The 26,680-nt window shown below is 39.0% G+C and carries 29 protein-coding genes and 1 riboswitch; of the genes, 27 read left to right on the forward strand and 2 right to left on the reverse strand.

Annotated elements, in window-relative coordinates; genetic code table 11:
- The first annotated feature begins 371 nt into the window (after positions 1 to 371).
- The 15 genes from FFM59_RS01540 to FFM59_RS01610 all read left to right on the forward strand — a co-directional run bounded on the left by FFM59_RS01540 (position 372) and on the right by FFM59_RS01610 (position 14,118).
- Entirely contained in the window at positions 372 to 1,247 is an 876-nt protein-coding gene (locus FFM59_RS01540) for a CvfB family protein (RefSeq protein ID WP_137601303.1), read from the forward strand.
- A 3-nt stretch (positions 1,248 to 1,250) separates the two neighbouring features.
- On the forward strand, positions 1,251 to 2,138 hold the full coding sequence (xerD, locus tag FFM59_RS01545) for a site-specific tyrosine recombinase XerD (protein WP_137601304.1): 888 nt from the start codon (positions 1,251 to 1,253) through the stop codon (positions 2,136 to 2,138).
- Positions 2,139 to 2,178: 40 nt separating this feature from the next.
- The gene (locus FFM59_RS01550) at positions 2,179 to 2,541 is read left to right on the forward strand and encodes a reductase (protein WP_137601305.1); all 363 of its coding nucleotides are present in this window, start codon (positions 2,179 to 2,181) and stop codon (positions 2,539 to 2,541) included.
- On the forward strand, positions 2,531 to 3,325 hold the full coding sequence (locus FFM59_RS01555; protein WP_137601306.1) for a segregation and condensation protein A: 795 nt from the start codon (positions 2,531 to 2,533) through the stop codon (positions 3,323 to 3,325). The genes FFM59_RS01550 and FFM59_RS01555 overlap by 11 nt, the downstream gene beginning before the upstream one ends.
- The gene (gene scpB / locus FFM59_RS01560; protein ID WP_137601307.1) at positions 3,303 to 3,917 is read left to right on the forward strand and encodes an SMC-Scp complex subunit ScpB; all 615 of its coding nucleotides are present in this window, start codon (positions 3,303 to 3,305) and stop codon (positions 3,915 to 3,917) included. Before FFM59_RS01555 ends, scpB begins: the two co-directional genes overlap by 23 nt.
- On the forward strand, positions 3,889 to 4,617 hold the full coding sequence (locus tag FFM59_RS01565; RefSeq protein ID WP_137601308.1) for a pseudouridine synthase: 729 nt from the start codon (positions 3,889 to 3,891) through the stop codon (positions 4,615 to 4,617). The genes scpB and FFM59_RS01565 overlap by 29 nt, the downstream gene beginning before the upstream one ends.
- Before the next feature lie 87 nt (positions 4,618 to 4,704).
- A riboswitch (FMN riboswitch) is annotated at positions 4,705 to 4,828 on the forward strand.
- A gap of 88 nt (positions 4,829 to 4,916) precedes the next feature.
- Entirely contained in the window at positions 4,917 to 5,495 is a 579-nt protein-coding gene (locus FFM59_RS01570) for an ECF transporter S component (protein ID WP_137601348.1), read from the forward strand.
- A gap of 144 nt (positions 5,496 to 5,639) precedes the next feature.
- Positions 5,640 to 6,665 carry a helix-turn-helix domain-containing protein gene (locus FFM59_RS01575; protein WP_137601309.1) on the forward strand — a complete coding sequence of 342 codons (1,026 nt, stop codon included), beginning with the start codon at positions 5,640 to 5,642 and terminating at the stop codon, positions 6,663 to 6,665.
- A complete protein-coding gene (locus FFM59_RS01580) occupies positions 6,658 to 8,103 on the forward strand; it encodes a RecQ family ATP-dependent DNA helicase (RefSeq protein ID WP_137601310.1) in 1,446 nt (481 codons plus the stop codon). The genes FFM59_RS01575 and FFM59_RS01580 overlap by 8 nt, the downstream gene beginning before the upstream one ends.
- Positions 8,104 to 8,164: 61 nt before the next feature.
- A complete protein-coding gene (locus FFM59_RS01585; protein WP_137601311.1) occupies positions 8,165 to 8,701 on the forward strand; it encodes an SAG1386/EF1546 family surface-associated protein in 537 nt (178 codons plus the stop codon).
- A 15-nt stretch (positions 8,702 to 8,716) separates the two neighbouring features.
- A complete protein-coding gene (gene cmk, locus FFM59_RS01590; RefSeq protein ID WP_137601312.1) occupies positions 8,717 to 9,400 on the forward strand; it encodes a (d)CMP kinase in 684 nt (227 codons plus the stop codon).
- Between the two features lie 73 nt (positions 9,401 to 9,473).
- Positions 9,474 to 10,679 (forward strand): 30S ribosomal protein S1, encoded by a 1,206-nt coding sequence (gene rpsA / locus FFM59_RS01595; RefSeq protein ID WP_137601313.1) that lies wholly within the window; start codon positions 9,474 to 9,476, stop codon positions 10,677 to 10,679.
- Positions 10,680 to 10,759: 80 nt separating this feature from the next.
- Positions 10,760 to 12,070 (forward strand): ribosome biogenesis GTPase Der, encoded by a 1,311-nt coding sequence (gene der / locus FFM59_RS01600; RefSeq protein WP_137601314.1) that lies wholly within the window; start codon positions 10,760 to 10,762, stop codon positions 12,068 to 12,070.
- Positions 12,071 to 12,443: 373 nt separating this feature from the next.
- Positions 12,444 to 12,719, forward strand: coding sequence for a non-specific DNA-binding protein Hbs (gene hbs / locus FFM59_RS01605; RefSeq protein ID WP_137601315.1), 276 nt, complete (start codon positions 12,444 to 12,446; stop codon positions 12,717 to 12,719).
- A gap of 139 nt (positions 12,720 to 12,858) precedes the next feature.
- Positions 12,859 to 14,118: a tetratricopeptide repeat protein gene (locus FFM59_RS01610; RefSeq protein ID WP_137601316.1), complete on the forward strand. Its 1,260-nt coding sequence runs from the start codon at positions 12,859 to 12,861 to the stop codon at positions 14,116 to 14,118.
- Positions 14,119 to 14,223: 105 nt separating this feature from the next.
- Here FFM59_RS01610 and FFM59_RS01615 read toward each other — a convergent pair whose 3' ends face one another.
- On the reverse strand, positions 14,224 to 15,054 hold the full coding sequence (locus FFM59_RS01615; RefSeq protein ID WP_170175898.1) for a site-specific integrase: 831 nt from the start codon (positions 15,052 to 15,054) through the stop codon (positions 14,224 to 14,226).
- A gap of 163 nt (positions 15,055 to 15,217) precedes the next feature.
- Here FFM59_RS01615 and dapB point away from each other — a divergent pair, with 163 nt between their 5' ends.
- The 5 genes from dapB to FFM59_RS01640 all read left to right on the forward strand — a co-directional run bounded on the left by dapB (position 15,218) and on the right by FFM59_RS01640 (position 20,617).
- Positions 15,218 to 15,988: a 4-hydroxy-tetrahydrodipicolinate reductase gene (gene dapB / locus FFM59_RS01620; RefSeq protein ID WP_137601318.1), complete on the forward strand. Its 771-nt coding sequence runs from the start codon at positions 15,218 to 15,220 to the stop codon at positions 15,986 to 15,988.
- Positions 15,985 to 17,199 carry a CCA tRNA nucleotidyltransferase gene (locus FFM59_RS01625; protein ID WP_137601319.1) on the forward strand — a complete coding sequence of 405 codons (1,215 nt, stop codon included), beginning with the start codon at positions 15,985 to 15,987 and terminating at the stop codon, positions 17,197 to 17,199. The genes dapB and FFM59_RS01625 overlap by 4 nt, the downstream gene beginning before the upstream one ends.
- 1 nt (position 17,200) lies before the next feature.
- Positions 17,201 to 19,084: an ABC-F family ATP-binding cassette domain-containing protein gene (locus FFM59_RS01630; protein WP_137601320.1), complete on the forward strand. Its 1,884-nt coding sequence runs from the start codon at positions 17,201 to 17,203 to the stop codon at positions 19,082 to 19,084.
- A gap of 20 nt (positions 19,085 to 19,104) precedes the next feature.
- Entirely contained in the window at positions 19,105 to 20,067 is a 963-nt protein-coding gene (locus FFM59_RS01635) for a thymidylate synthase (RefSeq protein ID WP_137601321.1), read from the forward strand.
- A gap of 67 nt (positions 20,068 to 20,134) precedes the next feature.
- Positions 20,135 to 20,617, forward strand: a complete 483-nt coding sequence (locus tag FFM59_RS01640) for a dihydrofolate reductase (RefSeq protein WP_137601322.1) — start codon at positions 20,135 to 20,137, stop codon at positions 20,615 to 20,617.
- Here FFM59_RS01640 and trhA read toward each other — a convergent pair.
- On the reverse strand, positions 20,614 to 21,249 hold the full coding sequence (gene trhA, locus FFM59_RS01645; RefSeq protein WP_137601323.1) for a PAQR family membrane homeostasis protein TrhA: 636 nt from the start codon (positions 21,247 to 21,249) through the stop codon (positions 20,614 to 20,616). The genes FFM59_RS01640 and trhA overlap by 4 nt on opposite strands.
- Positions 21,250 to 21,421: 172 nt before the next feature.
- On the opposite strand from trhA, the gene FFM59_RS01650 reads away from it, so the two are divergent.
- The 7 genes from FFM59_RS01650 to dprA all read left to right on the forward strand — a co-directional run bounded on the left by FFM59_RS01650 (position 21,422) and on the right by dprA (position 26,679).
- Positions 21,422 to 22,264 (forward strand): DegV family protein, encoded by an 843-nt coding sequence (locus tag FFM59_RS01650; RefSeq protein ID WP_137601324.1) that lies wholly within the window; start codon positions 21,422 to 21,424, stop codon positions 22,262 to 22,264.
- A gap of 88 nt (positions 22,265 to 22,352) precedes the next feature.
- Positions 22,353 to 23,279, forward strand: a complete 927-nt coding sequence (locus tag FFM59_RS01655; RefSeq protein WP_225420267.1) for an SGNH/GDSL hydrolase family protein — start codon at positions 22,353 to 22,355, stop codon at positions 23,277 to 23,279.
- Between the two features lie 11 nt (positions 23,280 to 23,290).
- Entirely contained in the window at positions 23,291 to 23,899 is a 609-nt protein-coding gene (locus FFM59_RS01660; RefSeq protein ID WP_137601325.1) for a YpmS family protein, read from the forward strand.
- Positions 23,900 to 23,908: 9 nt separating this feature from the next.
- Complete coding sequence (locus FFM59_RS01665; protein WP_137601326.1) at positions 23,909 to 24,130, forward strand: YozE family protein; 222 nt, start codon at positions 23,909 to 23,911, stop codon at positions 24,128 to 24,130.
- Positions 24,131 to 24,139: 9 nt separating this feature from the next.
- Positions 24,140 to 25,024 (forward strand): ribosome biogenesis GTPase YlqF, encoded by an 885-nt coding sequence (gene ylqF / locus FFM59_RS01670; protein ID WP_137601327.1) that lies wholly within the window; start codon positions 24,140 to 24,142, stop codon positions 25,022 to 25,024.
- On the forward strand, positions 25,008 to 25,772 hold the full coding sequence (gene rnhB, locus FFM59_RS01675) for a ribonuclease HII (RefSeq protein WP_371858070.1): 765 nt from the start codon (positions 25,008 to 25,010) through the stop codon (positions 25,770 to 25,772). Before ylqF ends, rnhB begins: the two co-directional genes overlap by 17 nt.
- 46 nt (positions 25,773 to 25,818) lie before the next feature.
- The gene (gene dprA / locus FFM59_RS01680) at positions 25,819 to 26,679 is read left to right on the forward strand and encodes a DNA-processing protein DprA (RefSeq protein ID WP_137601329.1); all 861 of its coding nucleotides are present in this window, start codon (positions 25,819 to 25,821) and stop codon (positions 26,677 to 26,679) included.
- The last annotated feature ends 1 nt before the right edge of the window (position 26,680 follow it).

Below are 26,680 nucleotides of genomic sequence, written 5' to 3' on the forward strand. Positions count from 1 at the left end.
TAACTACCACCTTTATGAAAGTTGTATTCACTGATTCACTCATCTCAATTTTCAATACACGACTTTAAATAGCCAACAGACTTCGAGCGAGTTAATTTGTGAACCAAATGAAGTTGCCAGTTTTTGTTACGACGTCACCAGAAGGTGCGCCAAATAGAACCTCGACATGTCAACTTCATTACCACTTTAACAAAAAAGGAAAAGTGGTGAATCATAATTCCGTCGAATTATGATTCACCACTAATGTTAGTCAGTTTTTTTGCAGTAAAATAGCGCCTGAATAGAAGTATCTACGTTAGCTGCTTTCATATTCAGTTGTTTACGTGTAAAATGAATAACGATATGGAATATAAGAATCTCGAGGAAAAATAATGAATCCAAATTTAGGAAATATTGTCACTGCCAAAATGATTGACGATAATGACGACAATTACTTTGTACAGATTGACGGTGAAACATACAAATTACCCAAGCAGGAAATGGACAAAGAACTCCACATTGGAGGGATGGTCAAGGGTTTTGTTTATGAAAATGAAGATCATCAACTCCAAATGACAACCAAAATTCCGGAAGTTCGCCGCGAACATTTCGCTTACGGGACGGTTGTGGCCGTTCGTCGTGATTTAGGTGTGTTTGTGGATATTGGTTTAGCTAATAAGGATGTAGTTGTCTCATTGGATGAATTACCTACTGTTAAGCCATTGTGGCCTCAACAAGGTGATAAGTTGATGATTGGCTTGAAGTTTGATAATCATGACCGGATGTGGGGCCAATTAGCCGATGAAGAGATGTATACGGCCATCGCCAACCGTGCGGATGATCATTTAAAGAACGTGGATATGACTGCCACCGTTTATCGCTTAAAAATGGTCGGTACGTTGGTGTTGACTGACGAATATTATCTAGGCTTTATTCACCCGAGCGAACGGGATGTGGAACCTCGACTCGGTCAGCAAGTTAAAGTACGGGTCATCGGTGTTCGTCCAGACGGCACCTTGAACTTATCGATGAAACCACGGGCTTATGAAGCTATTCCTGAAGACGCCCAGATGTTAGTCGCAATGATGGAACATTCTGGAACCAATTCAATTCCTTACACCGATAAAAGTGATCCAGAAACGATTCGGGATGTCTTTGGCATCAGTAAGGGCCAATTCAAGCGGGCGATTGGTAATTTATTAAAACAACGCTTGGTGGAACAAGTTGATGGTGAATTAAGGTTATTAAACAAATCAGACGGAGAATAATCGATGAATGATATATTGCAAGATTATTTGCATTATTTACGAATTCAACGAGGGTTAGTCGAAAATACGATTATTAGCTATAAACAAGACTTAGTTGCCTTTTCAGAATTTCTAACCGAACAAAAAATTACTAGCTGGGATAAAGTTGATCGCTATGACGTGCTGAACTATTTAGCTAAGTTGCAAGACGAAAAAAAGGCTAAAAGTTCAGTGGCGCATTTAGTGTCGACATTACGCCAGTTTTTTTCGTACTTAACCAATGAAGAAAAAATTGAAGCCAATCCAATGGTGCATATTGATCCACCTAAAGGGGCCCAACATTTACCACAAGTCTTAACTAGTGAAGAAGTTGAACGCTTGCTAGCCGTGCCAGACGTTTCCAAGCCACTCGGGATTCGTGACCGAACGATTTTAGAGGTCATGTATGCAACGGGTTTGCGAGTTAGTGAATTAATCAATTTATCGATGGATGAGTTACATTTAGAAATGGGACTAATTCAACCACTTGGAAAAGGTGATAAAGAACGGATTATTCCCATCGGTGAGGTTGCAATTGACTGGTTACAGAAGTATATAAATGGCGCCCGGGAAACCCTATTAAAACAACAATCGAGTAAATACATTTTCTTGAATGCCCATGGCCGTCAATTGACTCGGCAAGGTATTTGGAAAAATTTGAAAGCCATTGTGGTGAAGGCTGGAATTACCAAGAATGTCACGCCGCATACTTTACGCCATTCATTTGCAACCCATATTTTGGAAAATGGGGCTGATTTACGGGTGGTCCAAGAGTTATTAGGTCATGCCGATATTTCTACCACCCAGATTTACACCCACATTTCGCAAAAACGATTGGCGGAAGTTTATAAACAATTTCATCCACGGGCGTAAAATGATAAAATAAACTGAAGAAATTTAAAGGAGCAATTCAATGCTAGTAAACTATCGTAGTGATTACGAAAAAATTGCAATGGGACTGCTTTCGTTTGTACCAGAATTAAAACCGCTGGCTCGACTTCAACAAGAAATGCAATGGCATTTAAAGAGTGAAAGTCGGCCGGTTTATTTGTGGCGCGATGAAGATGATCATTTTATTGGCATCGGCTGTTGTGAAGTCGGTGAAGATTATGTCTTAATTCGCCGTTTATCATTTACCCCGACTAACCGGACTGGTCGTGATATTTTTGGCTTATTAAGTGCGATTAGTGACAAGTACCCAGGCAAGCGATTGATGGGCACGTTGGAGACACAACCCATCGTGACTAATTGGAGGCGAATGCAACATGGCCAATGATGACAATCTCTCGCCAATCAGCCAGCCAACGATTAAAGTTAGCGATTTTGAAGGACCACTGGATTTATTGCTGCATTTAATTCGTAGTTCAGAGATGGATATTTACGATATTCAAATCAGTGATATCACTGGCCAATACTTGGATTACTTGCATAATATGAAAGAAAACCAACTCGAAGTGGCAGGCGAATATGTAGTAATGGCGGCCACTTTAATGTCGATTAAGAGTCGGATGTTATTGCCAAACGAACCAGTGGAAGATGAATTTGTCGACGATGAAGAACCAGTTGATCCACGACAAGAATTAGTGGATCAATTAATTGAATATAAACGTTATAAACAAGCAGCGCAGCAACTCAAAGAAAAAGAAGAATTGCGCCAGCAAGAATATACGCGACAGGCGATGGGGATTCCTGCCGGAGTGGTTAGTTCTAAATTAGCACCAGGGGTCACCATTCAACAATTACAAGCCGCCTTTGATAAAGTTTTGAAACGTAAACAAATTAATCAACCGCTGAATCAGACGGTCCAAGGTGAGGCCGAAAGTATTTCAGCCAGAATCAAGACGGTCTTACAACAAGTGATTACCGGTACCCAGAATTTCGAAGATTTGTTTGAAGATCAAGTGACGGTTGAAGATTTGGTGACCACCTTTTTTGCAATTCTGGAGCTTTCTAAGCATCAAGCAATATTAATTAATCAAGATGACACGTTTGGCCCTTTGACACTTGCTATCGGACCAAAGAGTGAGGGGTATAACGATGACCAATTTGGAGCAGATTGAGGGACTATTATTCATTAGTGGTGATGAGGGCATCACTGTGACTGATATTGAGCAAATTACTGGGCTTATGCGACCAGTAATTAGTTTAATGTTGGATAAATTAGCGGAAAAATATGCGGAAGATAATGATTCAGCCTTAATTTTATTAAATAGTGATCAAACCTATCGCTTGGCAACGAAACAAGAATTGTCGCCAATCATTAAGCGTTATTTTGAAGTGCCATTGAGTACGCCATTGTCGCAAGCTTCATTAGAAGTATTGGCAATTATAGCGTACCGGCAACCAATTACCCGCTTAGAAATTGATGAAATTCGCGGGGTGCAGAGTTCCGCCACCGTGCAAAAGCTCGTCTTACAAAATTTAATTGAAGAAAATGGTCGACTAAATGCCCCAGGCCGTCCGTTCTTGTATATTACAAGTAGTTATTTCTTAGATTATTTTGGCTTACATACCTTAGAACAATTACCCCCATTGAGCGAACAAACCGACATTGACCCAGAAGAGATGTCTGGCAATTTATTTTTACAAGCATTTGAAAAGCGGCAACGCGAAGGAGAACAACATGGAACGACTACAAAAAGTAATGGCTGAGGCCGGCGTGGCATCACGTAGAAAGTCAGAAGTCTTGATTGCAGAAGGCCACGTCCAAGTTAACGGCGAAACAGTGACGGAACAAGGAATTAAAGTCGGTGTGCACGACCAGGTAAGTGTCGATGGCATTCCGTTAAATCATGCTAAGTTGGTGTATTACCTGCTTAATAAGCCACGTGGCGTGATCTCATCAGCGAAAGATGATAAGGGTCGAAAGACGGTGGTCGATATCTTGGCCGACACCGTCACTACTCGTGTTTACCCAGTCGGACGATTAGATTATGATACAACCGGTCTGTTACTGTTGACCAACGATGGGGAAATGGCGAACAAACTCACACATCCACGGTTTGAATTTGAAAAAACCTATGTTGCTAAGGTCCAAGGTATTATTCGTAATGAAGAAATGAAACAGTTACGGATTGGGGTCAAAGTGGATGGACGGAAAACTAAACCGGCCAAAACAAAGTTACTCGATACCGATACCTCAAAAAAGACGTCGTTAATACAATTAACCATTCATGAAGGGCGCAATCATCAAGTTAAGAAAATGCTGAAAGCGGTTGGCCACGAAGTTATCAAACTTCATCGGGAATCTTATGGCTTTTTGAATTTACAAGGCGTGCCTAGTGGCCAATATCGCCCACTTCGAACGAGTGAAGTGCTAGAACTGAGAAAGCAAACAGGGACAACTGAATAACTTTTGGTACAAAAGTATTGAAGGTTACAAAATCATTTGATACAATGCAACTGAAGCGTATGTGAGTACGCCAAAAAAATTTAATAGGTTCGTCTTCAGGGCAGGGTGTAATTCCCGACCGGCGGTAATAGCCCGCGACCTGCATTATGTGCAGCTGAACTCGGTGGAATTCCGAGTGCCGACAGTAGAGTCTGGTATAAAGAAGATTTTCGCTAATTAATAGCCGTAAATCTTATTTGATTTGCGGTTTTTCTTTTCGAACGTCAATCGTGAAGATGGCCTCCACGGAGGTTTTTATGATGAGCAACAGCAAAGAGTTCAATGTCCGGAAATTAGTCATGATGGCACTGTTAGGTGCGATGGCTTTTGTCCTCATGTTTATTGAATTTCCGATTATTCCAATCACACCGTTTTTGAAAATTGATTTTTCAGATATTCCGGTGTTATTAGGTTTAGTCATTTATGGACCCATTGGGGCAGTTTGTATTGCCGCGATTAAGTGTCTCCTACATGCCATTATTTATGGAATGTCATTAGGCGAATTGATTGGCGTGGGGAGCAATTTCTTAGCTTCGCTCACGTTGATTATCCCTTATCACTACTTCTTGGGCCGTGACTGGTCGATGAAAAAGAAGATGAGTTGGGGTGTGATTAGTAGTACCCTCACCATGACGGTAATCATGTCGTTACTAGATTGGTTAGTGATTATTCCGGTGTATATGGCTGTGTTTGGGATGAAATTATCAATTCCACTGGCCCAAATGGTCTTGTTTGGCGTAGTTCCATTTAATATCATCAAGGGAATTGTGGTTGGGGTGGTCTTTTGGTTTGTGGCGACACGTTTAAACCACTGGCTAGGGAAACGGACGGCCAAATAAATTCCTTGACGCCAACCGTTAACTCGCATAACTTAATAGTATAAAGTAAATTATTCAGTGTAAAAGCTGGATAATTTTTATTTTGGACGGATTTAATTAGCCGATGGGCTCGGTCATCGATACTTAAAGACAAGGAAGTTTATCGTGGACACTTATTTAATTACATTATTATCAGATCAACAGCCACGACGGATGCGCGTGATTGAGAATATCTTAACCAATCGCCATACAGTGACGACGTTATTTTGGGGACTTCGTTATGGTATTTTAAATTGGCTCGGTAGCGACCGCCAATTAGTGCGCGCTGATTTTGATGGGCAATTACGCCAAATGCAAGACGATGGACTGCTACAGCTAGATAATCAATTTATTTTATTAACGTCCCAGGGAAAAGCAGTGCAAGCCCAATTCTTGAGCCAGCACTACCAACCACGGTTTACCAGTGACTATTTAAATTATCAAGTGAATGCTGCCTGGCCACGGCTGATGTTTGCCAGTCAGGTGATTTCGGAGTTTAGTTATGAAAATGCCAAATATGCGCCGATTTCGTTTGAAGATCATGAACTCAGGTACGTAAAGCGATGGTTTGCTGCCAACAAATCAGCGGCCATTATTCAAGATTTTAAGGACGAGTTAACCGGTTTTTTAGGTACCTTAAGTGAAACCGAAGCCACCTTTATGACGGAATTATTAGTCGGTCATGACAGCCCCGGCTTGTCGATTGACCAGTTAACGGGAAAACTAAAGTTGCCGTCAATTGATGGCGAGATTATGGCCAATGATTTAATTGTCGGGTTAATGCAATATGCTGATCAGCAAACGACGTTATTAAAACAGTTATTTGCCGACTTACATCTTGAGTCACCGATGAGTCATAGTGGCTATGTGACCTACCAACTGTTTGTAGCGAATCATTCGATTGCACAAATTGAACAACAACGGTTTTTGAAATTAAGCACGGTCCGCGAACACTTATTGGAAGCGGCTATTTTTGATGGTCCTCAATTTCCATATCAGCGGTTACTAACTGCGGAACAACTGGCGGATTTTGACGCTCAATATGCTGGAAATATTGATGATTGGCAAGTGCAAAATGTGAGTGGCGATAAGAACCTAGATTTCTTTAACTTTCGATTGTTTCAGATTATGAGGAGTACCAGTCATGAATGAGCAACAATTACATGAAGTTTTACAACAACAATTTGGCTTTGATGATTTTCGGCCAGGCCAACAACCGGTGATTGAAGCAATTTTGAATCACCAAGATACCTTAGCTATTTTACCAACTGGCGCTGGCAAGACCCTATTGTATCAATTGCCAGCTCGTATTTTACCAGGTAGCGTGATTGTGATTTCACCGTTATTGTCTCTAATGCAAGATCAAGTGAATCGGTTACGTCAGTTAGGTGAAAAACAGGTGACGATGTTGAGTTCAATTCAGACCCGCGCTCAACAACAAGCTACGATGAATCATTTAGCGCATTTCAAGTACATCTTTGCCTCACCGGAAACAATCACCAAGACAGAGGTGATGGCGCAATTAAAGCAAATTAAGATTGCGATGATTGTGATTGATGAAGCACACTGTGTCTCTCAGTGGGGGCCTGAATTTCGGCCGCAGTACTTATTATTAAAAACACTGTTAGCGGACGTTTCCCATGATGTGACCTTAATGTTAACCGCCACTGCGACGCAGCGAGTGCAAGATGACATTCTAATCAAATTAGGTTTAAGGGTGCGACAAGTCACGGTGGTGCGACAGTCGGTGAATCGCCCAAATATTTTTTTGAGCGTCCAAACTTCTACCTCGCAAACTGACAAGCAAACCCAATTACTGCAGTTAGTGAAGACGTTAGGTGGGGCTGGAATTGTCTATTTTTCTAGTCGAAAACAAACCAGCCAAGTGGCACAGTGGTTACAAGAACAAACTGGTCTGAACGTGGCAGCATATCATGCGGGGATGAGTCAAACCACCCGTTACAAGATTCAACATCAATTCATGAACAATCAACTCCAAGTGATCTGTGCTACTAGTGCCTTTGGGATGGGAATCGATAAAGAAGATATTCGCTTTGTCATTCATTATCATGTGCCCGCTAACCTAGAAAATTATGTGCAAGAAATTGGCCGGGCCGGTCGCGATGGTCAGCAAAGTTTAGCGGTCATTTTGTATTCACCAGGGGATGAGTATATCCAAGTTAATCTCAGTGATTTGACGATTCCTAGTGATGCAGTGGTCAATGATTTTATGTCTGGGCAAGTTAAGGCGGAGCAGTTGGGGGATGTGGGTGATTTACTAGACTTTTATCGCTCCCAGCACTTACAAGCGGAACAGATTATTCAAATCTTTCAGCAGCAACGTCAAAAGAATCGCCATAATTTAGACCAATTACTACAATACGTGAATACAACTGAGTGTCGTCGGGCGGTTATCTTGAATTATTTTGGTGAACAATTGTTAAATCACAATGAGAGCTGTTGTGATGGTTTCGATAATCCATTAAACATTGAACAACTGGGATTGAAAAAAATTGAGAAAACATCGATAAAACCAAACGTCCAAAGTTGGCAGAGTAGACTCAATCAACTATATTTTGTAAAATCTTAAGTAAAAATAAAATGCGGTATGATACAATTAAGTAAATGAAAATGCAAAGGGGGCACGCTTGATGAGTGGCAATCGGGAGGACCAACAGAAAAAAGAAACAAAACCTTGGGAAAAAACTTTTAGTGATGATCAAGATAAAGATCAAGAGGGTAACCTGTCAAGAACTAGAAGACGGCGACAAACTTCACACCATACAATGTTCACCACGCTGTTGATTGTGGTAATTATTGCTTTAGCTGCCACACCAATCATCTATTGGGTGAATCACCAAAATTCATTTAATCATCCAAGTAATACGGAGCAGGTGGCCAGTGCATCTAGTAGTAAAAAAAAGAGTTCGGCCAGTTCAGCTAAAACTTCTGTAGAAAACAGTAAAGTTACTAGCTCAAAAAAAGCTTCTGCTAGTTCGGAAAAAAAGACATCTAGTTCGAGTTCTAGCAGTTCTAATGCAGATGAAAAGTACGTGACTGTTGAATCTGGACAAGGGGCTTACCGGGTCGCAGTCAACAACGGTATTTCAGTTGATGAATTGTATCAACTAAACGGCTTGAGTAGCGGAGCAACATTAACGCCAGGCCAACAAATCAGAGTTAAATAGGAGTCGGAATAGGCAATGACAGAAGCATTACAGGTAGCAATTGATGGACCAGCATCTGCTGGAAAAAGTACGGTGGCTAAGTTAGTCGCAAAAAAATTTGGCTATGTCTACTGTGACACTGGCGCCATGTATCGGGCAATTACCGTGGCGGCGCTGGAAGCTAAAGTTGATTTAACGGATGATTCAGCTGTGACGAACATCGCACAGCAAACGTTAATTAAATTCTTACCAGGAGATCCAGTACAGCGGGTCTTTATTGGTGACCAAGAAATAACTGAAGCCATTCGGCAACCAGAAATCACAAACAATGTTTCGACCGTCGCCGCCATTGGTGCAGTGCGTGAAGAGTTGGTGAAACAACAGCAAATCATCGCGGACCAAGGTGGCATTGTGATGGACGGACGAGACATTGGAACAACCGTGTTACCCAACGCAGATGTCAAAGTCTTTATGATTGCCAGTGCACATGAACGTGCACTCCGTCGTTACCATGAAAACATCGCTAAAGGAATCACGACTCCATTAGATAAGTTACAAGCTGAAATTGAATTACGAGATAAAAAAGACTCAACTCGCAAGGTATCACCATTAAAACAGGCTGATGACGCCATCTTGCTAGATACAACTAAATTAAACATTAATCAAGTTGTTGAAGCAATTAGTGAAATAATCAGAAAAAAACAAGATGAATTACGCTAAATACTAGCTTTATCAGTTGTTTTTAGGTATTATTAAATGTGTACAGTTGAGTCGCAAGGAGGAAATATTTTTCATGTCTGAAAATGAAGATAGAAACGACCTATTAGATGCTTTAAATAGCGTAGAAGAAGTAAATGTTGGCGATGTTGTCAAGGGTGAAGTACTTACCATTGATGATGACCGACAAGTAATTGTTGGGATCGAGGGCGCCGGTGTTGAAGGGGTTGTTCCCGCAAAAGAATTATCAACAAAGCCAGTTGAAAACGTCAAAGACGAAGTTAGAGTCGGGGATGTATTAGACTTGGTAGTTATTTCAAAAATTGGAAATGACAAAGAAAATGGTAGCTACTTGCTATCACATCGTCGTCTTGAAGCACGTAAAGTTTGGGACGAAATTCAAAAACAAGCTGATGCTGGTGAAACAATCACAGGAACCGTTAGCCAAGTTGTTAAGGGTGGACTTGTGGTTGAAGTTGGTGTGCGTGGATTTGTTCCTGCATCAATGATTACAAATCACTTTGTTGAAGATTTAAATGAATTTAAAGGTCAAGAACTTGAATTTAAGATTATCGAAATTGAACCAAGCGAAAATCGTTTGATCCTTTCACATAAGGCTATTGTTCAAGCTCAACGTAAAGAAGCTGCTGAGAAGTTGTTCGCAACTCTTGAAGTTGGTTCAATCGTTGAAGGTACTGTTGCTCGTATGACCAACTTTGGTGCTTTCGTTGACCTTGGTGGTGTTGATGGACTTGTTCACGTGTCAGAAATTTCATATGACCGTGTTGAAAAAGCTTCAGATGTACTTGAAAATGGACAAAAAGTTAACGTTAAGGTGCTTTCAGTAGACCAAGAACGTGGACGAATTTCATTATCAATCAAGCAAACATTGCCTGGACCTTGGGATGATATCGCTGAAAAAGCTCCAGAAGGTAGTGTCTTAACAGGTACTGTTAAGCGTTTGACTGCATTTGGTGCCTTTGTTGAAGTGTTCCCTGGTGTTGAAGGTTTGGTTCATATTTCACAAATCTCACACAACCATATCGATACACCTGCTGATGTTTTAACTCCTGGACAAGAAGTTCAAGTTAAAGTGTTAGAAGTACATCCAGAAAATCAACGTCTTGGTCTTTCAATCAAAGCATTGGAAGAAAAACCAGCTACTGAAGAAAAGAAACCATCACAATCACGTAACGTGGCTGCAGATGCTCCTGAAGAAGAAACTGGCTTTACCCTCGGCGAAATTGCTGGACAAGCTCTAAAAGATGATAACAAAGAATAGTCTAACAACATTCGAATAATACTTTAAATTAGGCTGGGATGATTCCCGGCTTAATTTTTGCAATAAAATGAGGTGATATCATGGCAAACCCTGTCGTGGCAGTCGTTGGACGTCCTAATGTTGGGAAATCAACGATTTTTAATAGAATTGCCGGTGAACGAATCTCGATTGTCGAAGATACTCCCGGTGTAACGCGTGATCGAATTTACGCACATGGCGAATGGCTTGGAAAAGAATTTAACCTGATTGATACTGGTGGAATTGAAATTTCTAATGCGCCATTTGTTGAACAAATCAAGCAACAAGCTGAAATTGCGATTGATGAAGCAGACGTGATTATCTTTTTGGTTGATATTCAAAGTGGCATGACTGATGCGGATGAACAAGTAGCACAAATTTTGTACCGCTCGAATAAGCCAGTTGTGTTGGCTGTGAATAAAGTCGATAATTTTGAATTACGTTCGCAAGTTTATGATTTTTATTCACTCGGTTTTGGCGATCCATATCCAATTTCTGGTGCCCATGGCATTGGACTTGGCGATTTGTTGGATACTGTGATTGATAACTTTCCTGAAGAAGGTGTTATTGAAAAAGATGATAGCATTCGCTTTAGTTTAATTGGTCGTCCCAATGTTGGTAAATCATCCTTAGTCAACGCTATTTTAGGTGAAAATCGGGTGATTGTATCTGATGTTGCCGGCACTACCCGTGATGCGATTGACACTCAGTTTACGAGTGAAGATGGTGACAAGTTTACGATGGTCGATACCGCCGGAATCAAAAAACGTGGGAAGATTTACGAAAATACTGAACACTATGCGATGCTAAGAGCCATGCGCGCTATTGATAATAGTGACATTGTGCTCGTGGTTTTGAATGCTGAAGAAGGTATTCGGGAACATGACAAGCGAATTGCTGGCTATGCGCATGAAGCTGGTCGTGGTGTGATTATTATTGTCAATAAGTGGGACACGATTGAAAAAGACAATCATACGATGCAAGATTTTGAAAATCTGATTCGGTTTGAATTTCAATATCTGAGCTATGCGCCAATTATGTTTGTGTCTGCAATGACTAAGCAACGATTAACTAAGATTCCTGATTTGGTGAAAGAAGTTTATACCCATCATACTCGTCGCATTCAGTCATCAACTCTGAATGATGTTTTGATGGATGCCATTGCTGCTAATCCGACCCCAAGTAAGAATGGTAAACGTTTGAGAGTCTTTTATGGTACTCAAGTGGCTATTCAGCCCCCAACGTTTGTCATTTTTATGAATGATACTGAATTGATGCATTTCTCATATGAGAGGTATTTAGAAAACCAAATTCGTAAAGCATTTGATTTTACTGGAACACCAATTCACTTGATTAAACGGACGAGAAAATAGAAATATTTTGATGAATTACTAACGTTTCAAAATGGAGAAATCATTTTGGAACGTTTTTAATTATTTTTAAAAATTTTTAATAAAGTAGGAAACTTATAAACGTTGAAAGACTGGCGTGTATACCAATTTAAACGTACAAAAAAGTACTTTTTTGTTACATTTCAATTAAAAATGGTTAACTTCCTTAATTTTTCGACGTTTTTAATAAAAAAAGACACTAAAACCCTTGCCAGTATTGATTTCGTATGATAATCTAGTCATTGAAATAAAGTGCGGTTACCCGTTTTTGTTTCGTTGGTTTTGGACCACTCAAAATCAACATGCAATATAGATGATCCTTATGTCTATAATTTTGGTTGGGAGGTGAAATTACATGGCAAACAAAGCAGAATTAGTTAACGATGTTGCTGCTGCAACTGGTTTAACAAAGAAGGACGCAACTGCAGCAGTAGATGCTGTATTTGGTTCAGTTCAATCATCTTTAGCTAAAGGTGAAAAGGTTCAATTAATCGGCTTCGGTAACTTCGAAGTACGTGAACGTGCTGCACGTAAAGGACGCAATCCTCAAACTGGGGAAGAAATCCAAATCCCTGCAAGCAAGGTTCCAGCATTCAAGCCAGGTAAGGCTTTAAAGGACGCTGTTAAATAGTATTTAACAACTTCAATGCTGCCAGTATGAATTTATTCATGCTGGTTTTTTTGTGTTTTTGATTTGATAAAAAGTGAATTTAACTGCATGAACGCAGATAGTTTGGTATGATTGTTCAGGTTGGAAAGGTGGAAACAAAATGAGTTATTCAGAAACAATGTTAGATCAGTTGAGCGGTGGTCAATTAGATGACGCCAAAAAATCGTTTGCTTTAGCCTTGAGAAACGATGACGATGATACTTTATATAGTCTTGCTGAAGAATTATATGGACTTGGTTTTTTGAACCAATCTAGAAGAACATATTTAAAATTATTAGAAAAATATCCTGATGAGGATCAATTAAGAACAGCGTTAGCTGATATTGCCATTGATGAAGGGGAAAGCGATGAAGCTTTATCTTATCTAGATCAAATCAATGAAGATTCACCAGCTTACTTGGAATCATTATTAGTGGCAGCTGATTTATACCAAACACAAGAGTTATTTGAAGTTTCAGAACGTAAGTTGCTAAATGCGTATGAAATTGCCCCGGATGAACCCGTCGTCTTATTTGCCTTGGCAGAATTTTATTACATGATGGGACAATATGAGCAAGCCATTCCGTATTATTTTGACTTGATTAAATCAGGTGAAACTACCTTTGCACAAGTTGACTTAGCCGGTAGAATTGGTACCGCAGAAGCTCAACGTGGCCATTTTGAACAAGCACTAGGGTATTTGGAACAGGTTAAACCAGAGTTTCAAACGAGTGACGTTAAGTTTCAAACTGGTTTTACTCAATTACAATTAAAGCAAACCAAAGATGCTATTGAAACCTTGGAAAATTTGCGTGAAGAAGACCCACAGTACGCCACACTATATCAGCCCTTAGCTAAGGCTTATCAACAAGATAATGATGAGGAGCAGGCGCTACAGACGCTCAAAGAAGGTATGGGAGTCGATGAGTATAATGAAAACTTGTACGAATATGCCGCTGACGTTGCGAGTCACTTGGATGAGGAGCAATTGGTTGGTGAATATTTGTTAGATGCTTATCAAATTAATCCAGAGAACTTATCAATTGTCTTGAAATATAGCAATTGGCTCTTGAAACAAAATCAGTACTCCGCCAATGTGGAGTTGTTGAAACCAATTATTGAACAAGATGAAGTTGATCCACAAATGTATTGGAATTTAGCTATTTCTTACCAACATACAGAAAAATTAGAGTTAGCTGGTCAGTATTTTGAAGCTGCACAACCATTTTTCACCGATCAACCAGATTTCTTGAGACAGGCGACCTACTATTATCGAGAAATGGGTCAATTTGACCAGATGTTAGAGACGTTAAGAAAATATGTAGCCTTAGTCCCAGACGATGCTGAGATGGCCTTAATGTTGGAAGATTACGAGATATAAGCGATCTAAGTTGATTGCTGGAACTGATTATTAAAAATGTTCAAGCATGAAAGGAACCGTAATACAAAAAGTTATTTTGTATTACGGTTCCTTTTCCTGACTGGATTATAGATTTTGTTGTGATAAATGTTTGTAGTACGCCAACGAAGACGGGTCCAATTTTAACTGCTCCATTAAAACAGAGTCCGGTTGGTCGTTGAGCTTTATTAATTGTTGTAACAAATACGACTGATGTAGTTTCTTAGGACTTAAGTCAAGTGCAAGATACTGTTCATCTTTACTTAAATATTTGTGGAGACCAGCATTTGAAAGTAGTGGTTGTGATAAATTAACTCGTTGTTTTAAAAATAAGTCACGTGAATTTTGTCGTTGTTGGATTGGCTTGATAAACGAGTTAAAACCTTGTATAAAGGCTTGCTCGATTGGATCAGTCACGGATAATCGATTGAACTCTTGATAAAATCCGGGCTGCATAAATTCCTGGATGGTATATCCTTTAGAACTTAATAACAACACCATTTTGGTATATACATGAATTTGATGGTCTTGTAAAATTTCTGATAGCATTGTTAACCATTTTGTTGAATGACTGATATTCACTTGTTTGGTTTGTCCATGCAAATTGAGGGTGGGCAATTGTGTCGATAGGTCATGACTAAATAAAAAATTAAAGTAATGATTTAGTTGCGATAGTAATTTATTGTAACTTCCATTAGTAATAGACTGTTGTTCTTGCAGGTTGGCGAGATAGTTAGATACATCACGGTCAAAAATATTATTGACTGAAGGATCTTGTGCAAAACCTGGATTAAATTCTGTGAGAAAATTGAAAAAATTAACGATAGTTTGGCTATAAGTAATTTGAGTTGAGGTAGCCAGTTCGGTCGTTTTCAAATACATTTCATATTGTAATTGGAACGGATATTGGGAAGTCAAAAGCATCACTCCTTAAATTAGTAAACCGTAAAAAGTTACTTTAACTATAACGTAAAAAACAACTCGCTGCAAACCCCGCAGCGAAAGACCACAATAGACCGTTTAATTCGACGGAAAAATCTGTTAAGATTGATAGAGAATTTATTTGAATGGAGAGAAGATTATGACAAAAGTAATTATTGCTGGTTATGCAGGTAAAATGGGGCAAAATGCAGTTAAAATGGTTCAAGATCGTGATGATTTTGATTTGGTTGCAGTCTATGGACAGCCTGGACAATCATCTGCGACTCCGTTAGCCGATAATACAAAGGTATTTGACAAGCTTGATGACATTGATGTGGATGCTGACGTATGGGTTGATTTTACAATTCCAGCGACTGTCTTTGAAAACACTAAGTTTGCAATTGAACATAACTACTCTCCAGTTGTCGGGACAACCGGCTTGAAAGATGATCAGATTACAGAGCTACAAGCATTGGCAGCTAACAAACAATTGGGTGGATTAATCGCACCTAATTTTGGAATTAGTGCCGTCTTGTTGATGCAATTTGCTCAACAAGCAGCTAAATACATGCCTGATGTTGAAATTATTGAAATGCACCACGATCAAAAACTTGATGCACCAAGTGGTACTGCATTGAACACTGCTAAGCTGATTAGTAAAGTCAGAAAACCACACAAACAAGGTAATTCTGATGAAAAAGAAACTATTCCTGGTGTCCGCGGTGGAACATATGACGGAATTCCAATTCATGCTGTCCGGTTACCTGGATTAGTGGCTCATGAACAAGTGATGTTTGGCTCAACTGGTGAAGGCTTGACCATTCGCCAAGACAGTTTTGACCGCGTTTCATTTATGAGTGGAGTTGCTGTGGCAGTTGAAAAAATTTCAGCAGAAAAAGAATTATTTGTAGGTCTTGAAAATATTTTATGATAATTAAAAATTTACCAACTGAATTTGAACAAGCTCGGCCCATCATGCAGGCAATCGAATCTGCTGGTTTTGAGGCTTATTTTGTTGGCGGCAGTGTGCGAGATACAATTTTAAACAAGCCCATTCATGATGTTGACATCGCAACCAGTGCATATCCTGAAGAAATAAAAAAGATTTTCAAACGAACCGTGGATACTGGCATTGAACATGGGACGGTAATGATTTTAGATCACGGAGAAGGTTACGAAACAACTACATTTCGGACCGAAAGCGGCTATCAAGATTTCAGGCGACCAGACGAAGTAACTTTTGTCCGATCTTTATCGGAAGATTTACAACGTCGTGACTTTACCATCAATGCCCTAGCGATGAAAGAAACTGGTGAAATTATTGATCTGTTCGATGGATTACGGGATTTAGACAATCAGCTGATTCGTACAGTTGGTGAAGCCTATGAACGTTTTCATGAAGATGCGCTAAGAATGATGCGTGCCGTCCGCTTTGCTAGTCAATTAAATTTTAAAATTGATTCAGCCACGTTGACTGGAATTGAAGAAAATTCTGCATTACTGGAAAAAATTGCAGTGGAGCGAATTCGAGTTGAATTAGAAAAAATGTTTATGGGTCAGACGGTTCAAGCTGGTCTGGATGCGTTTATCGATACTGATTTGTACAGATACTGCCCAGGAATGGATATCTATCGTACTGAGCTGCAGTCATTAACTGAATCAGAGTTACCTAGTCTGGATAGTGATACAGAAGTTTGGACGTTTATCACGTATTTATTTGGACTACAAAATGGAAGCAGCACTCATTTCTTAAAAACTTGGAAAACGTCAAATCAAATTATTACTGATGTATTGAAAATTCAAAAAGTAATAGAGGCCATATTGGCAGAACAATTAACCCCAAAAGTAGTTTATGATGCTGGACTTGAACGCGCATTATCTGCTCAAAAGATTGCGACTTTCTTTGGTGGTACGATTAAGAACGATGAAATTAAAAATATTTATCAAAATTTACCCATAAAAAATAAAAGTGACTTAAATATTGATGGTGGCCAATTAATTAAAGTGGCACACATCAAACCAGGACCATTGCTTGGCAAAGTTTTGTTTGCAATTGAAAATCAAGTAGTTAATGGGGACTTAGCAAATAAGCAAGAAGAACTGGTTAGTTTTGCCACACAGATGGTAACAGAAGAGGGATAGCATGCAGACTTTTAGAGCAGATGATTTAACCAGTACGTATGGTGAGAAAACATTATTTGAAAAAATATCATTTTTAATCAATGAAAATGATCGAATTGGACTCATTGGAACAAATGGATCAGGTAAAACGTCATTATTGAACGTTATCAGTGGCCAAGTGGGTGCTGAAGCTGGTCAAATTACGACTCCGAATGATTATTCAATCGGTTATTTAAAGCAACAACCAGAACTTGATGAGAGCTTAACTATTTTAGATGCCATTTTTTCTGGTGCTCAAAAAGTTTTTGCAACAATCCGTCTGTATGAAGCAGCTTTGGAGGAATATAGCCAAAATCCTGAAGATGAGGGTGCTGTCGATTGTTTTACACGTGCTCAGGCTCAAATGGATGCTCAAGATGCTTGGACGGCTGAGAGCGAAGTAAAAACGATTTTAACGCAACTCAAGATTACGAACTTAAATCAAAAAATTTCAACTTTATCTGGTGGTCAAAAAAAGCGGGTTGGCTTTGCACAAATTTTGATTGAAGCACCTGACTTGTTATTATTGGACGAACCGACCAACCACTTAGATTTAGAATCGATTGTTTGGCTACAGTCATATTTGAAATCGTATCGTGGAGCAGTTATTATCGTCACACATGATCGTTATTTTTTGGATGAAGTTGCTAATCAAATTTGGGAACTTTCATTTGGGGCACTTTACAAATATTCTGGTAACTATCAAAGTTTTGTGGCTCAAAAAGCAGAGCGGGTTGCTCGTGAAGCCGAACAAGAACATAAGCAGACCCAGTTGTATCAAAAAGAATTGGCGTGGATGCGCACTGGTGCGAAAGCTCGTTCAACTAAGCAAAAGGGTCGTATCAATCATTTTAATGAGTTACAAGATTCAATTGGTAACGTGCAAACTGATGAAAATATCGCTATTGATTTGGGACAACAACGATTGGGTAAAGATGTCATTGAAATCACCAATGGCGGTCTTACCCTTGGCAACCATAAAATTTTAGACGACTTTAATCTTTTGGTTCAAGCCGGCGACCGAATTGGAATTACCGGAGAAAACGGTACTGGTAAATCAAGCCTGCTTAACGTATTAGCTGGTAAATTGCCGCTTGATTCAGGGGTGGTTAAAATTGGTGAGACCGTCAAGTTGGGTTATTACACGCAACAAACTGAACCAATTGATGGTGATAAACGAATGCTCAGTTACTTGAGTGATGTGGCAGAAACCGTAACTGATTCAAACGGGGATTCCGTGAGTTCCACACAATTATTGGAAAGATTCCTATTTCCAAGATTTATGCACGGTACATTAATTCGGAAACTCTCCGGTGGAGAAAAGCGACGTTTGTTTTTACTAAAGATTTTAATGTCACAACCCAATGTGTTGCTTCTTGACGAACCAACCAATGATTTAGACATTGGAACGTTAACGATTTTGGAAGATTATTTAGATACTTTTGCAGGGACAGTCATCACTGTTTCCCATGATCGTTATTTCTTAGATAAAGTAGCTGACCGGCTGATGGTCTTTAGTGGACAAGGTCAAATTGATAGCTATAATGGTTTGTATACTGATTACTTGGCCAAACAAAATGAGACTGTCGCTGCTCCAGAAAAAGTGAAGCCAGCAACTTCTCAATCTGAAGAAAAGCCAACTGAAAAGAAGAAAAAGTTGACCTATTCTGAACAAAAAGAATGGGAAACAATTGAAACTGAAATTGAAGAACTTGATGAAAAGCAAACTGACTTGAAACGACTGATGGAAGAAAATGGTGCTGACTATTCGAAACTATCAGAATATCAAGAAGAATTAACTAAAGTTTCGAAACTAGCTGATGAAAAGATGGCTCGTTGGGAATACTTAAGTGAATATGCCGAGTAAGGTAATAGGGGGAAACTTTGATGACCACGACAACTGGTGAAGAACAATATCTGCAATTAGCAAAAGACGTTTTAGATCATGGCAACAAGAAGACTGACCGTACTGGTACCGGAACCCATTCATTATTTGGATACCAAATGCGTTTTGATTTATCACAAGGTTTTCCATTGTTAACGACGAAGAAAGTTCCCTTTGGATTAATCAAAAGTGAATTACTTTGGTTTTTGCGTGGCGACACTAACATTCGTTTCTTGTTAGAACATAAAAATCACATTTGGGACGAATGGGCCTTTGAAAAGTGGGTTAATAGTGATGAATACGATGGTCCTGACATGACTGATTTTGGTTTGCGTGCTGAAGAAGATGCAGAGTTTAAGGCAGTTTATTTAGATCAAAAAAAGCAATTTTGTAATCGTATTTTAGAAGATGATCAATTCTCACAAAAATATGGAGATTTAGGACTGGTCTATGGTAGCCAATGGCGTGATTGGAAGAAGAGTAATGGCGATTCTATTGATCAGATTCAAAATGTGGTTGATCAAATCAAAAATACTCCAGATTCTCGCCGGATGATTGTGACAGCTTGGAATCCAGAGGATGTACCAACTGTTGCGCTACCACCATGTCACACGATGTTTCAATTTTATGTTGCTGATGGAAAATTGAGTTGTCAATTATATCAACGTAGTGGTGATATCTTCCTTGGTGTGCCATTTAATATTGCTAGCTACGCATTATTAACGCATTTGATTGCTAAACAATGTGGAATTGAAGTGGGCGAATTCGTTCATACATTAGGTGATGCCCATATTTATAACAACCATATTGATCAAATCGAAACACAATTAGCTAGAACTCCTAAAAATGCACCAACATTGATTTTACCGGATGAAATTGGTCCTTTAGACCAACTTGATATTGATGATATTAAGTTAGAAGGATACAATCCTGAACCAGCTATCAAAGCTCCGGTTGCAGTTTAACAAAACAACAATAAGGTAGTCGACAATCAATTTGTGGCTATTTTTTTTAAAATAATGGAGGTTCAATATGATTAGTTTTATTTGGGCGGAAGATTTGGATGGTTACATTGGAAAAAATAATACGATGCCATGGCATTTACCAGCAGATTTAAAGCATTTTAAAGCCTTAACGGTCGAAAAAACGATTGTCATGGGAACAAACACCTACTTATCACTGGGCAAGCCATTGCCAAATCGCCGTAATATCGTAGTTTCTCATTCTTTAGAAAAACAAGCAGGTATTGAAATTGTTCGCAGTATTGAAGAGTTGGCGGACAAACTTGAAGATGTCGATGGAGAAATTGTGATTATTGGTGGCGCCAAAATATTTGCGGAGACGTTACCGCTAGTTAATCGCTTATATCGAACTGTCATTAAGGACCATTTTAATGGCGATACAAAAATAATCGCCATCGATTATAATCAATGGCGATTAATTCAGAGTGAATCTTTTGAACCTGATGAAAAAAATAAGTACTCTTATGACTTTGAAACTTGGGAAAAACTTTAAACGTAAAATAAGATTGAAAAGTACATGGTTGCTGACCCTCCAAGTACGAAGAAGTGCCAGATTAAATGCGAATACGCATTTGGTTTCAAATAAACTAACGCACCAAGTGTATATAAGACACCACCAGCAAGTAACAAGTAAAATCCAACTGGTGATAATGAGTCCCAGAGTGGTTTGAAGGCAAACACACACATCCAACCCATCACGATGTAGATGACGGTTGAAATTACGCTGGCCTTATTTAACCAAATACTTTTATAAACGACACCGGCAATCGCCATTGCCCAGATAATGCCAAACAATGTCCAACCAGCCCAGCCACCAATTGTTACCAGACAATAAGGGGTGTAGGTACCCGCAATTAATAGAAAAATCATTGAATGATCGAACACTTGAAACAAGTGATAGGCACGAGTAAAGACCAGTGAATGAAATAGGGTTGACGATAGATAAAATAGAACTAGGATACTGCCGTAGATTGAAAAGGTTACGATTCTCATTGGGCTACCTGTATGAGCTGCCCGAATGACTAACAATACCAAACCTGCAATGGCTAAAGCTGCGCCAATGCCGTGAGTGACTGAATTTATCACCTCAATGATGATTGTTTTTTTTGTTTTGGTCGGTTGCATAATTTTCCCTCCAGAAAATAGTTAATTGAAATGAAATCAGTTGTGAATTCTGCTATAATTTACGGTGTTGAATAAATATTTACAAATAAAGTTGCACAAACTAGCTTATCTGGTTTATCATACTAGATGAACTATAACACATAATACATCTGTAAGAAAGAGTGGTCAAGTCATGTCTAAAATTAAAATCGTCACTGACTCATCTGCCGGTTTAACTGAGGATGAAATAAAAAAATATGATATTACGATTGTACCTTTATCTGTAATGATTGACGGAACAATTTATGTGGAGCGTGAAACAATTTCCGCAGAAGAATTTCCAGATATGATGAGTGCTGCTAAATCGTTACCAAAAACTTCACAACCTCCAATTGGTAAATTTGTGGACGTCTTTGATCGTTTAGGTCAAGATGGAAGTGAAGTGCTTTGTATCAATATGATGGAATCAATCAGTGGGACTGTACATGCGGCTGAACAAGCTGCTGCCATGAGTTCAACAAAAGTGACAGTAATTGACAGTCAAGAAACAGACCGTGGTTTAGCCTTCCAAATTATTGAAGCAGCTGAATTAATTGAAAAGGGCGCTGAAGTGCCTGAAATTCTCACAAAACTAGAACACGTGCGTGATAACAGCAAAATCTATCTTGCCATCATGAACTTAAATAATTTAGTTGCTGGTGGACGGATTAGCCGTTTTTCAGGTGCCTTATCAAACTTGTTAAATATCAAGTTAATGCTTGAAGTTGCCAAGGGACAAATTGAAATTCGTCTGAAAGGACGAGGCATGAAACCAATCAATAAGTTTTTAGATGATGTTTATCAACAAATGGCATCAGGTAAGAAAATTAAAGGTATTGGGATTTCTCATGTTCGCGGTGGAGCCGAAGTCGATAAGATGAAAGCTAAGTTGTCAGAATTGTTCCCTGATATTGAAATCGTTGAAAGAACAACGGTTCCAATTATTGCAACACATACCGGTATGGGAGCATACTGTTTGTTGTATTATACTGAATAAGTTAAGATTGTGAGGCTGGCACAAACCTAGGTTTGTTCAGCCTTTTATTGATTATTTATGAAATAGGAAGAAAAAAGGGGGAAGAATAGTGAAAAAGCGTGGCTGGATTGTATCGATTCTAGTTATTTTGGTTTTAGCAATTGGCGGAATTGCATACATGCAAATCACAAAACATGACTCGAATACCCCGGTAACTCAGCAAACTAAGGCTGATTCTAAACAAACGAAAAGTTCCATTAATTTGGTAGCGTTAGGTGATTCCTTGACCCAAGGAGTTGGTGATCAGTCTAAAAATGGTGGTTATGTTGGCATTATCAAGGATAAACTCGCTTCGACTTATGATATTAAGGTACATACCAGTAACTATGGCGTTTCAGGAGACCGGTCAGATCAAATTCTGACACGGTTGGACAAAAGTACAAAATTTCAAAATAACCTCAAGTCCGCGGACGTCATCGTGATGACTGTTGGTGGTAACGATTTATTGCAGCTATTACAAAAAGTTGCATTTGCCAGTTCAACTTCTGAGATCACTTCAAGTTTGAATTCAGGCTCAAAGACTTATGATAAAAAATTGAATCAGTTATTAACTCAAGTACGTAAATATAATACGGATGCTCCAATATTCCTATTTAGTATTTATAATCCATTCTATGTATACTTTGCTCATGTTGATTCTTTGACGGATTCGGTTCATGAGTGGAACGACACCAGCAAAGAGACACTTTCAAAATATGGACCAGCATACTTTGTAGATGTTGATGACCTGATGTCACACGGGCAGTATACAACTAAGGCGGAACAAGCTAAACTTGCTAAGGAAGACGCTGCGACTAATAGCCAAAATAAACTGACGCAAAAAGTAACTTCAAAAATCATGTCAGAAAGCGATAAAAACCTGAACAAATATATTTCGACAGATGACAATTTCCATCCAAATCATCTAGGATATGAAAAAATGAGTGATAAACTATTAAGTGTAATGAAAACCAATAATAGTTGGTTGAATAAGTAGATGGGAGCACCATGGCAGACTCGAGAAAGAATCAGAATTTAAAAAAACGTGAACGCAATATGTGGAAGTGGGCATTTGGCTGTGTCACGTCACTAATTGTCATTTTAATTGTGTTCGTGATGTATCAAGTTACCGCCCCAGTAGAGAATGCGAACGAATCTAGTGCATTGGCGACAAACGAAACGACCTTTGAAGTTAAATTGAATTCCACTCAGGTTAATGCGTTGGCGGATAACTATTTAACAAGACTGCAAGACAAACAACATTATAACTTTGTTGTTGGTGAAAAATATGCCACCGTTTCGGGTAGCAGTAAGTTTTTAGGTGCCAAAGTCGCCTTTGCGGTTAATTTTGTGCCAATTCGTCAAAAAAATGGAAATGTCTTGCTGAAAGCTAAGGGTATGTCTGTTGGACGCCTAAATTTGCCAGTTACGTACGTTTTAGGGTACATTAATAAGCATAATAAATTACCAGAGTGGGTAACGATTAATCAGCGTAAAAAGACGGTTTTATTGGATATAAACAAATATAGTAAAAAACAGTCGGTGCATTATGCTGCTAAAAAGATAGATTTACCTAATAAAGAATTTATTTTTACGATAACCATCCCCAAACAATAGGAGAATCAAATGCGACTAAGTTTCTATCAGTTTTTAATGACACAACGCAATCCAGATGGTGCAGATGAGGTTGAACAGTTCGCCAATAATGCATTTTTTGATACTTTGTTTCCCAAACAGTCTCAGGATTTTGATGAAGTGTCACATTACCTGGAAGACAATGCACGCTATTTACCATCAATGACCATCTTTGATGAAGCGTGGAAATTATATTTAGAGAAAATGAATTAGGAGAATAATATGCGTGTTATACAATGGTTCCCAGGACACATGGCAAAAGCCTTGCGTCAAATTCGAGAACAAATGCCGTTGGTTGATATTGTGTTTGAATTAATTGATGCCAGAGTGCCATATTCATCGCAAAATCCAGAAGTTAAAAAAGCGATGGGGGATAAGCCTCATTTGTTAATCATGACTAAACTAGATTTGGCTGATCCGAAAGTAATTGCAGATTGGATTAAGTATTTTGAAGCAGAGGGTCAACCGGTGCTAGCTTTAGATTCTCGCGAACACAACGTGGCTAAAATTGTCACCCGCAAAAGCCAGGAAGTGTTGCGTGATAAATTAGCACTTCAAAAGCAAAAAGGTATGCAAGATAAAGCCATTCGCGCCATGTGTGTTGGGGTCCCTAACGTTGGTAAATCGACGTTGCTCAATCATTTAGTTCAAAAAAATGTGGCTAGTACAGGTAATCGGCCAGGGGTCACAACTGGTCAGCAATGGTTACGGTCGACCGATGAGCTGGAACTCTTAGATACCCCAGGAGTGCTGTGGCCTAAGTTCCAGACACAACTGATTGGTAAAAAAATGGCCTTATCCGGTGCAATCAAGGATACACTTTATGCCAAGGATGACATTGGATTATATGCTATTGAGCATTTACGGAAGACTAATCCAGATGCATTAGTAGAACGTTATCACTTGAATGATTCAGATGTTGATGAATCAGTGTCAGATGCTGACGTGTTATTAACGATTACAAGCAAGCTCGGATTTAAAGACGATTATGATCGTGCTAGTGAACGAATTATTTTTGATTTACGTAAAGGTAAATTAGGACGATTCACTCTAGAAACTCCGGCTGAAATTAAAGAGGAAATTAATCAAATTGACGCTGACAATTAGTGAAGTTAAAACACAATTGAAGTCACTTAATCATTTAGATGATCCATTAGTGGCAGAGCTCAGAACTGATACACGTAAGGGCGTTCAAAGTGCATTAGTGGCGTTTGAAAAACGAATTCAAAAACAAATTATCGCCAAGGAAGCATTCGAAAAACGATTTAAGTATGAAAAATCATTTTGGTCGACAGGGAATCAATATGTTGCCGGCATGGATGAAGTGGGTCGTGGCCCTTTAGCGGGACCGGTAGTGACTGCTGCAGTTATTTTAGATGAAAGTTTTGATTTAATCGGTGTAACTGACTCGAAACTACTGACGGCGAATGAGCGAGAACATTTGTATTTGAAAATTATTGAGGAAGCCATTGAAGTCAATATCTGCGTCAAAGATCGTGATTTCATTGATCAACACAATATTTACCATGCTACTCAATTAGCGATGATTGAAACTATTCAAGGACTTCAGCATCAACCAACACAAATTATTGTCGATGCCGTTCCGCTAGATTTGAATATTCCTCAAACAACACTGATTAAAGGTGATCAAAAAAGTATTAGTGTCGCCGCTGCCAGTATTGTTGCCAAAGAATATCGTGACCATTTGATGGATACATATGACAAAGTTTATCCAGGTTATGACTTTGCGCATAATAAAGGTTATGGCACGGCTAAACACTTAGCTGGATTGAAACAACTCGGAATAACGCCTATTCATCGGATGTCATTTTCACCGGTTCCAGAATATAAATAATGTATTTTGCCTTCGCATACGTACTTAATATGTAGGAGGCTTTTTTATGTTAAAAAAATTATTTTTGTTAAAAGTACATTTATGTAAGGGCATTGGCTTGATGACGGAGCAAAAAATCTTTACCGCGTTTCAGTTCAATGATTATCAAACGAATATTTTGGAATGTTGTCAGTTGGCCGGTTTAACGGCGGCGACAACTGAGAAAATTTTGATTAACTGGAATTTACCAGAATTATCAGATAATGTGCAACGTCATTGGTTTGAATGTAAATTCATTTCTATTTTGGATGAAGACTATCCTGCCCAACTGAAAGAAATTTATTGTCCACCCATTATTTTGTTCTATCGCGGCAAGAAAGAACTATTTAGTACAAAAATGTTAGGAGTAGTTGGAGCAAGGCAGAGCACAAATTACGGCAAAAAAGTATTATTAGAACTGATGCCAACTATGATTGAAAATTCGATCACGATTGTCAGTGGCTTAGCGACTGGCATCGATGGAATTAGTCATCAAGTCGCATTAAAGTATGGTGGGAGCACAATTGGCGTGATTGGCACTGGATTGGACCAAGTTTATCCCAGAAATCATCATGAATTGCAATCTCAAATGGAAACTCATGGCTTAGTTATTTCGGAATATCCACTCGGAACTCAACCATATCGTTCACATTTTCCGGAAAGAAATCGGATAATTTCTGGCTTAAGTGAAACTTTATTAGTGATTGAAGCAAAAATAAAAAGTGGTAGCTTGATTACGGCTAACTTAGCATTACAAGAAAACCGTAACGTGTGTGCAATCCCGGGCCGAATTGACGAACAATTATCAGCTGGTTGTAACGAGCTAATTGCGGCAGGTGCGAAGCCAATTTTGACCGCAAAAGACATTTTAAATGAGTTTTTGATTTGAC

Origin of the sequence: Paucilactobacillus nenjiangensis, assembly GCF_005405445.1 — a bacterium.
Lineage (GTDB): Bacteria > Bacillota > Bacilli > Lactobacillales > Lactobacillaceae > Paucilactobacillus > Paucilactobacillus nenjiangensis.

What these genes read in the sequence shown, in the direction of transcription:
- FFM59_RS01540 (WP_137601303.1), top strand. Translation starts at nt 372, where the DNA reads ATGAATCCAAATTTAGGAAATATTGTCACTGCCAAAATGATTGACGAT.
- xerD (WP_137601304.1), top strand. Translation starts at nt 1,251, where the DNA reads ATGAATGATATATTGCAAGATTATTTGCATTATTTACGAATTCAACGA.
- FFM59_RS01550 (WP_137601305.1), top strand. Translation starts at nt 2,179, where the DNA reads ATGCTAGTAAACTATCGTAGTGATTACGAAAAAATTGCAATGGGACTG.
- FFM59_RS01555 (WP_137601306.1), top strand. Translation starts at nt 2,531, where the DNA reads ATGGCCAATGATGACAATCTCTCGCCAATCAGCCAGCCAACGATTAAA.
- scpB (WP_137601307.1), top strand. Translation starts at nt 3,303, where the DNA reads ATGACCAATTTGGAGCAGATTGAGGGACTATTATTCATTAGTGGTGAT.
- FFM59_RS01565 (WP_137601308.1), top strand. Translation starts at nt 3,889, where the DNA reads ATGGAACGACTACAAAAAGTAATGGCTGAGGCCGGCGTGGCATCACGT.
- FFM59_RS01570 (WP_137601348.1), top strand. Translation starts at nt 4,917, where the DNA reads ATGAGCAACAGCAAAGAGTTCAATGTCCGGAAATTAGTCATGATGGCA.
- FFM59_RS01580 (WP_137601310.1), top strand. Translation starts at nt 6,658, where the DNA reads ATGAATGAGCAACAATTACATGAAGTTTTACAACAACAATTTGGCTTT.
- FFM59_RS01585 (WP_137601311.1), top strand. Translation starts at nt 8,165, where the DNA reads ATGAGTGGCAATCGGGAGGACCAACAGAAAAAAGAAACAAAACCTTGG.
- cmk (WP_137601312.1), top strand. Translation starts at nt 8,717, where the DNA reads ATGACAGAAGCATTACAGGTAGCAATTGATGGACCAGCATCTGCTGGA.
- rpsA (WP_137601313.1), top strand. Translation starts at nt 9,474, where the DNA reads ATGTCTGAAAATGAAGATAGAAACGACCTATTAGATGCTTTAAATAGC.
- der (WP_137601314.1), top strand. Translation starts at nt 10,760, where the DNA reads ATGGCAAACCCTGTCGTGGCAGTCGTTGGACGTCCTAATGTTGGGAAA.
- hbs (WP_137601315.1), top strand. Translation starts at nt 12,444, where the DNA reads ATGGCAAACAAAGCAGAATTAGTTAACGATGTTGCTGCTGCAACTGGT.
- FFM59_RS01610 (WP_137601316.1), top strand. Translation starts at nt 12,859, where the DNA reads ATGAGTTATTCAGAAACAATGTTAGATCAGTTGAGCGGTGGTCAATTA.
- dapB (WP_137601318.1), top strand. Translation starts at nt 15,218, where the DNA reads ATGACAAAAGTAATTATTGCTGGTTATGCAGGTAAAATGGGGCAAAAT.
- FFM59_RS01625 (WP_137601319.1), top strand. Translation starts at nt 15,985, where the DNA reads ATGATAATTAAAAATTTACCAACTGAATTTGAACAAGCTCGGCCCATC.
- FFM59_RS01630 (WP_137601320.1), top strand. Translation starts at nt 17,201, where the DNA reads ATGCAGACTTTTAGAGCAGATGATTTAACCAGTACGTATGGTGAGAAA.
- FFM59_RS01635 (WP_137601321.1), top strand. Translation starts at nt 19,105, where the DNA reads ATGACCACGACAACTGGTGAAGAACAATATCTGCAATTAGCAAAAGAC.
- FFM59_RS01640 (WP_137601322.1), top strand. Translation starts at nt 20,135, where the DNA reads ATGATTAGTTTTATTTGGGCGGAAGATTTGGATGGTTACATTGGAAAA.
- trhA (WP_137601323.1), bottom strand. Translation starts at nt 21,249, where the DNA reads ATGCAACCGACCAAAACAAAAAAAACAATCATCATTGAGGTGATAAAT.
- FFM59_RS01650 (WP_137601324.1), top strand. Translation starts at nt 21,422, where the DNA reads ATGTCTAAAATTAAAATCGTCACTGACTCATCTGCCGGTTTAACTGAG.
- FFM59_RS01660 (WP_137601325.1), top strand. Translation starts at nt 23,291, where the DNA reads ATGGCAGACTCGAGAAAGAATCAGAATTTAAAAAAACGTGAACGCAAT.
- FFM59_RS01665 (WP_137601326.1), top strand. Translation starts at nt 23,909, where the DNA reads ATGCGACTAAGTTTCTATCAGTTTTTAATGACACAACGCAATCCAGAT.
- ylqF (WP_137601327.1), top strand. Translation starts at nt 24,140, where the DNA reads ATGCGTGTTATACAATGGTTCCCAGGACACATGGCAAAAGCCTTGCGT.
- dprA (WP_137601329.1), top strand. Translation starts at nt 25,819, where the DNA reads ATGTTAAAAAAATTATTTTTGTTAAAAGTACATTTATGTAAGGGCATT.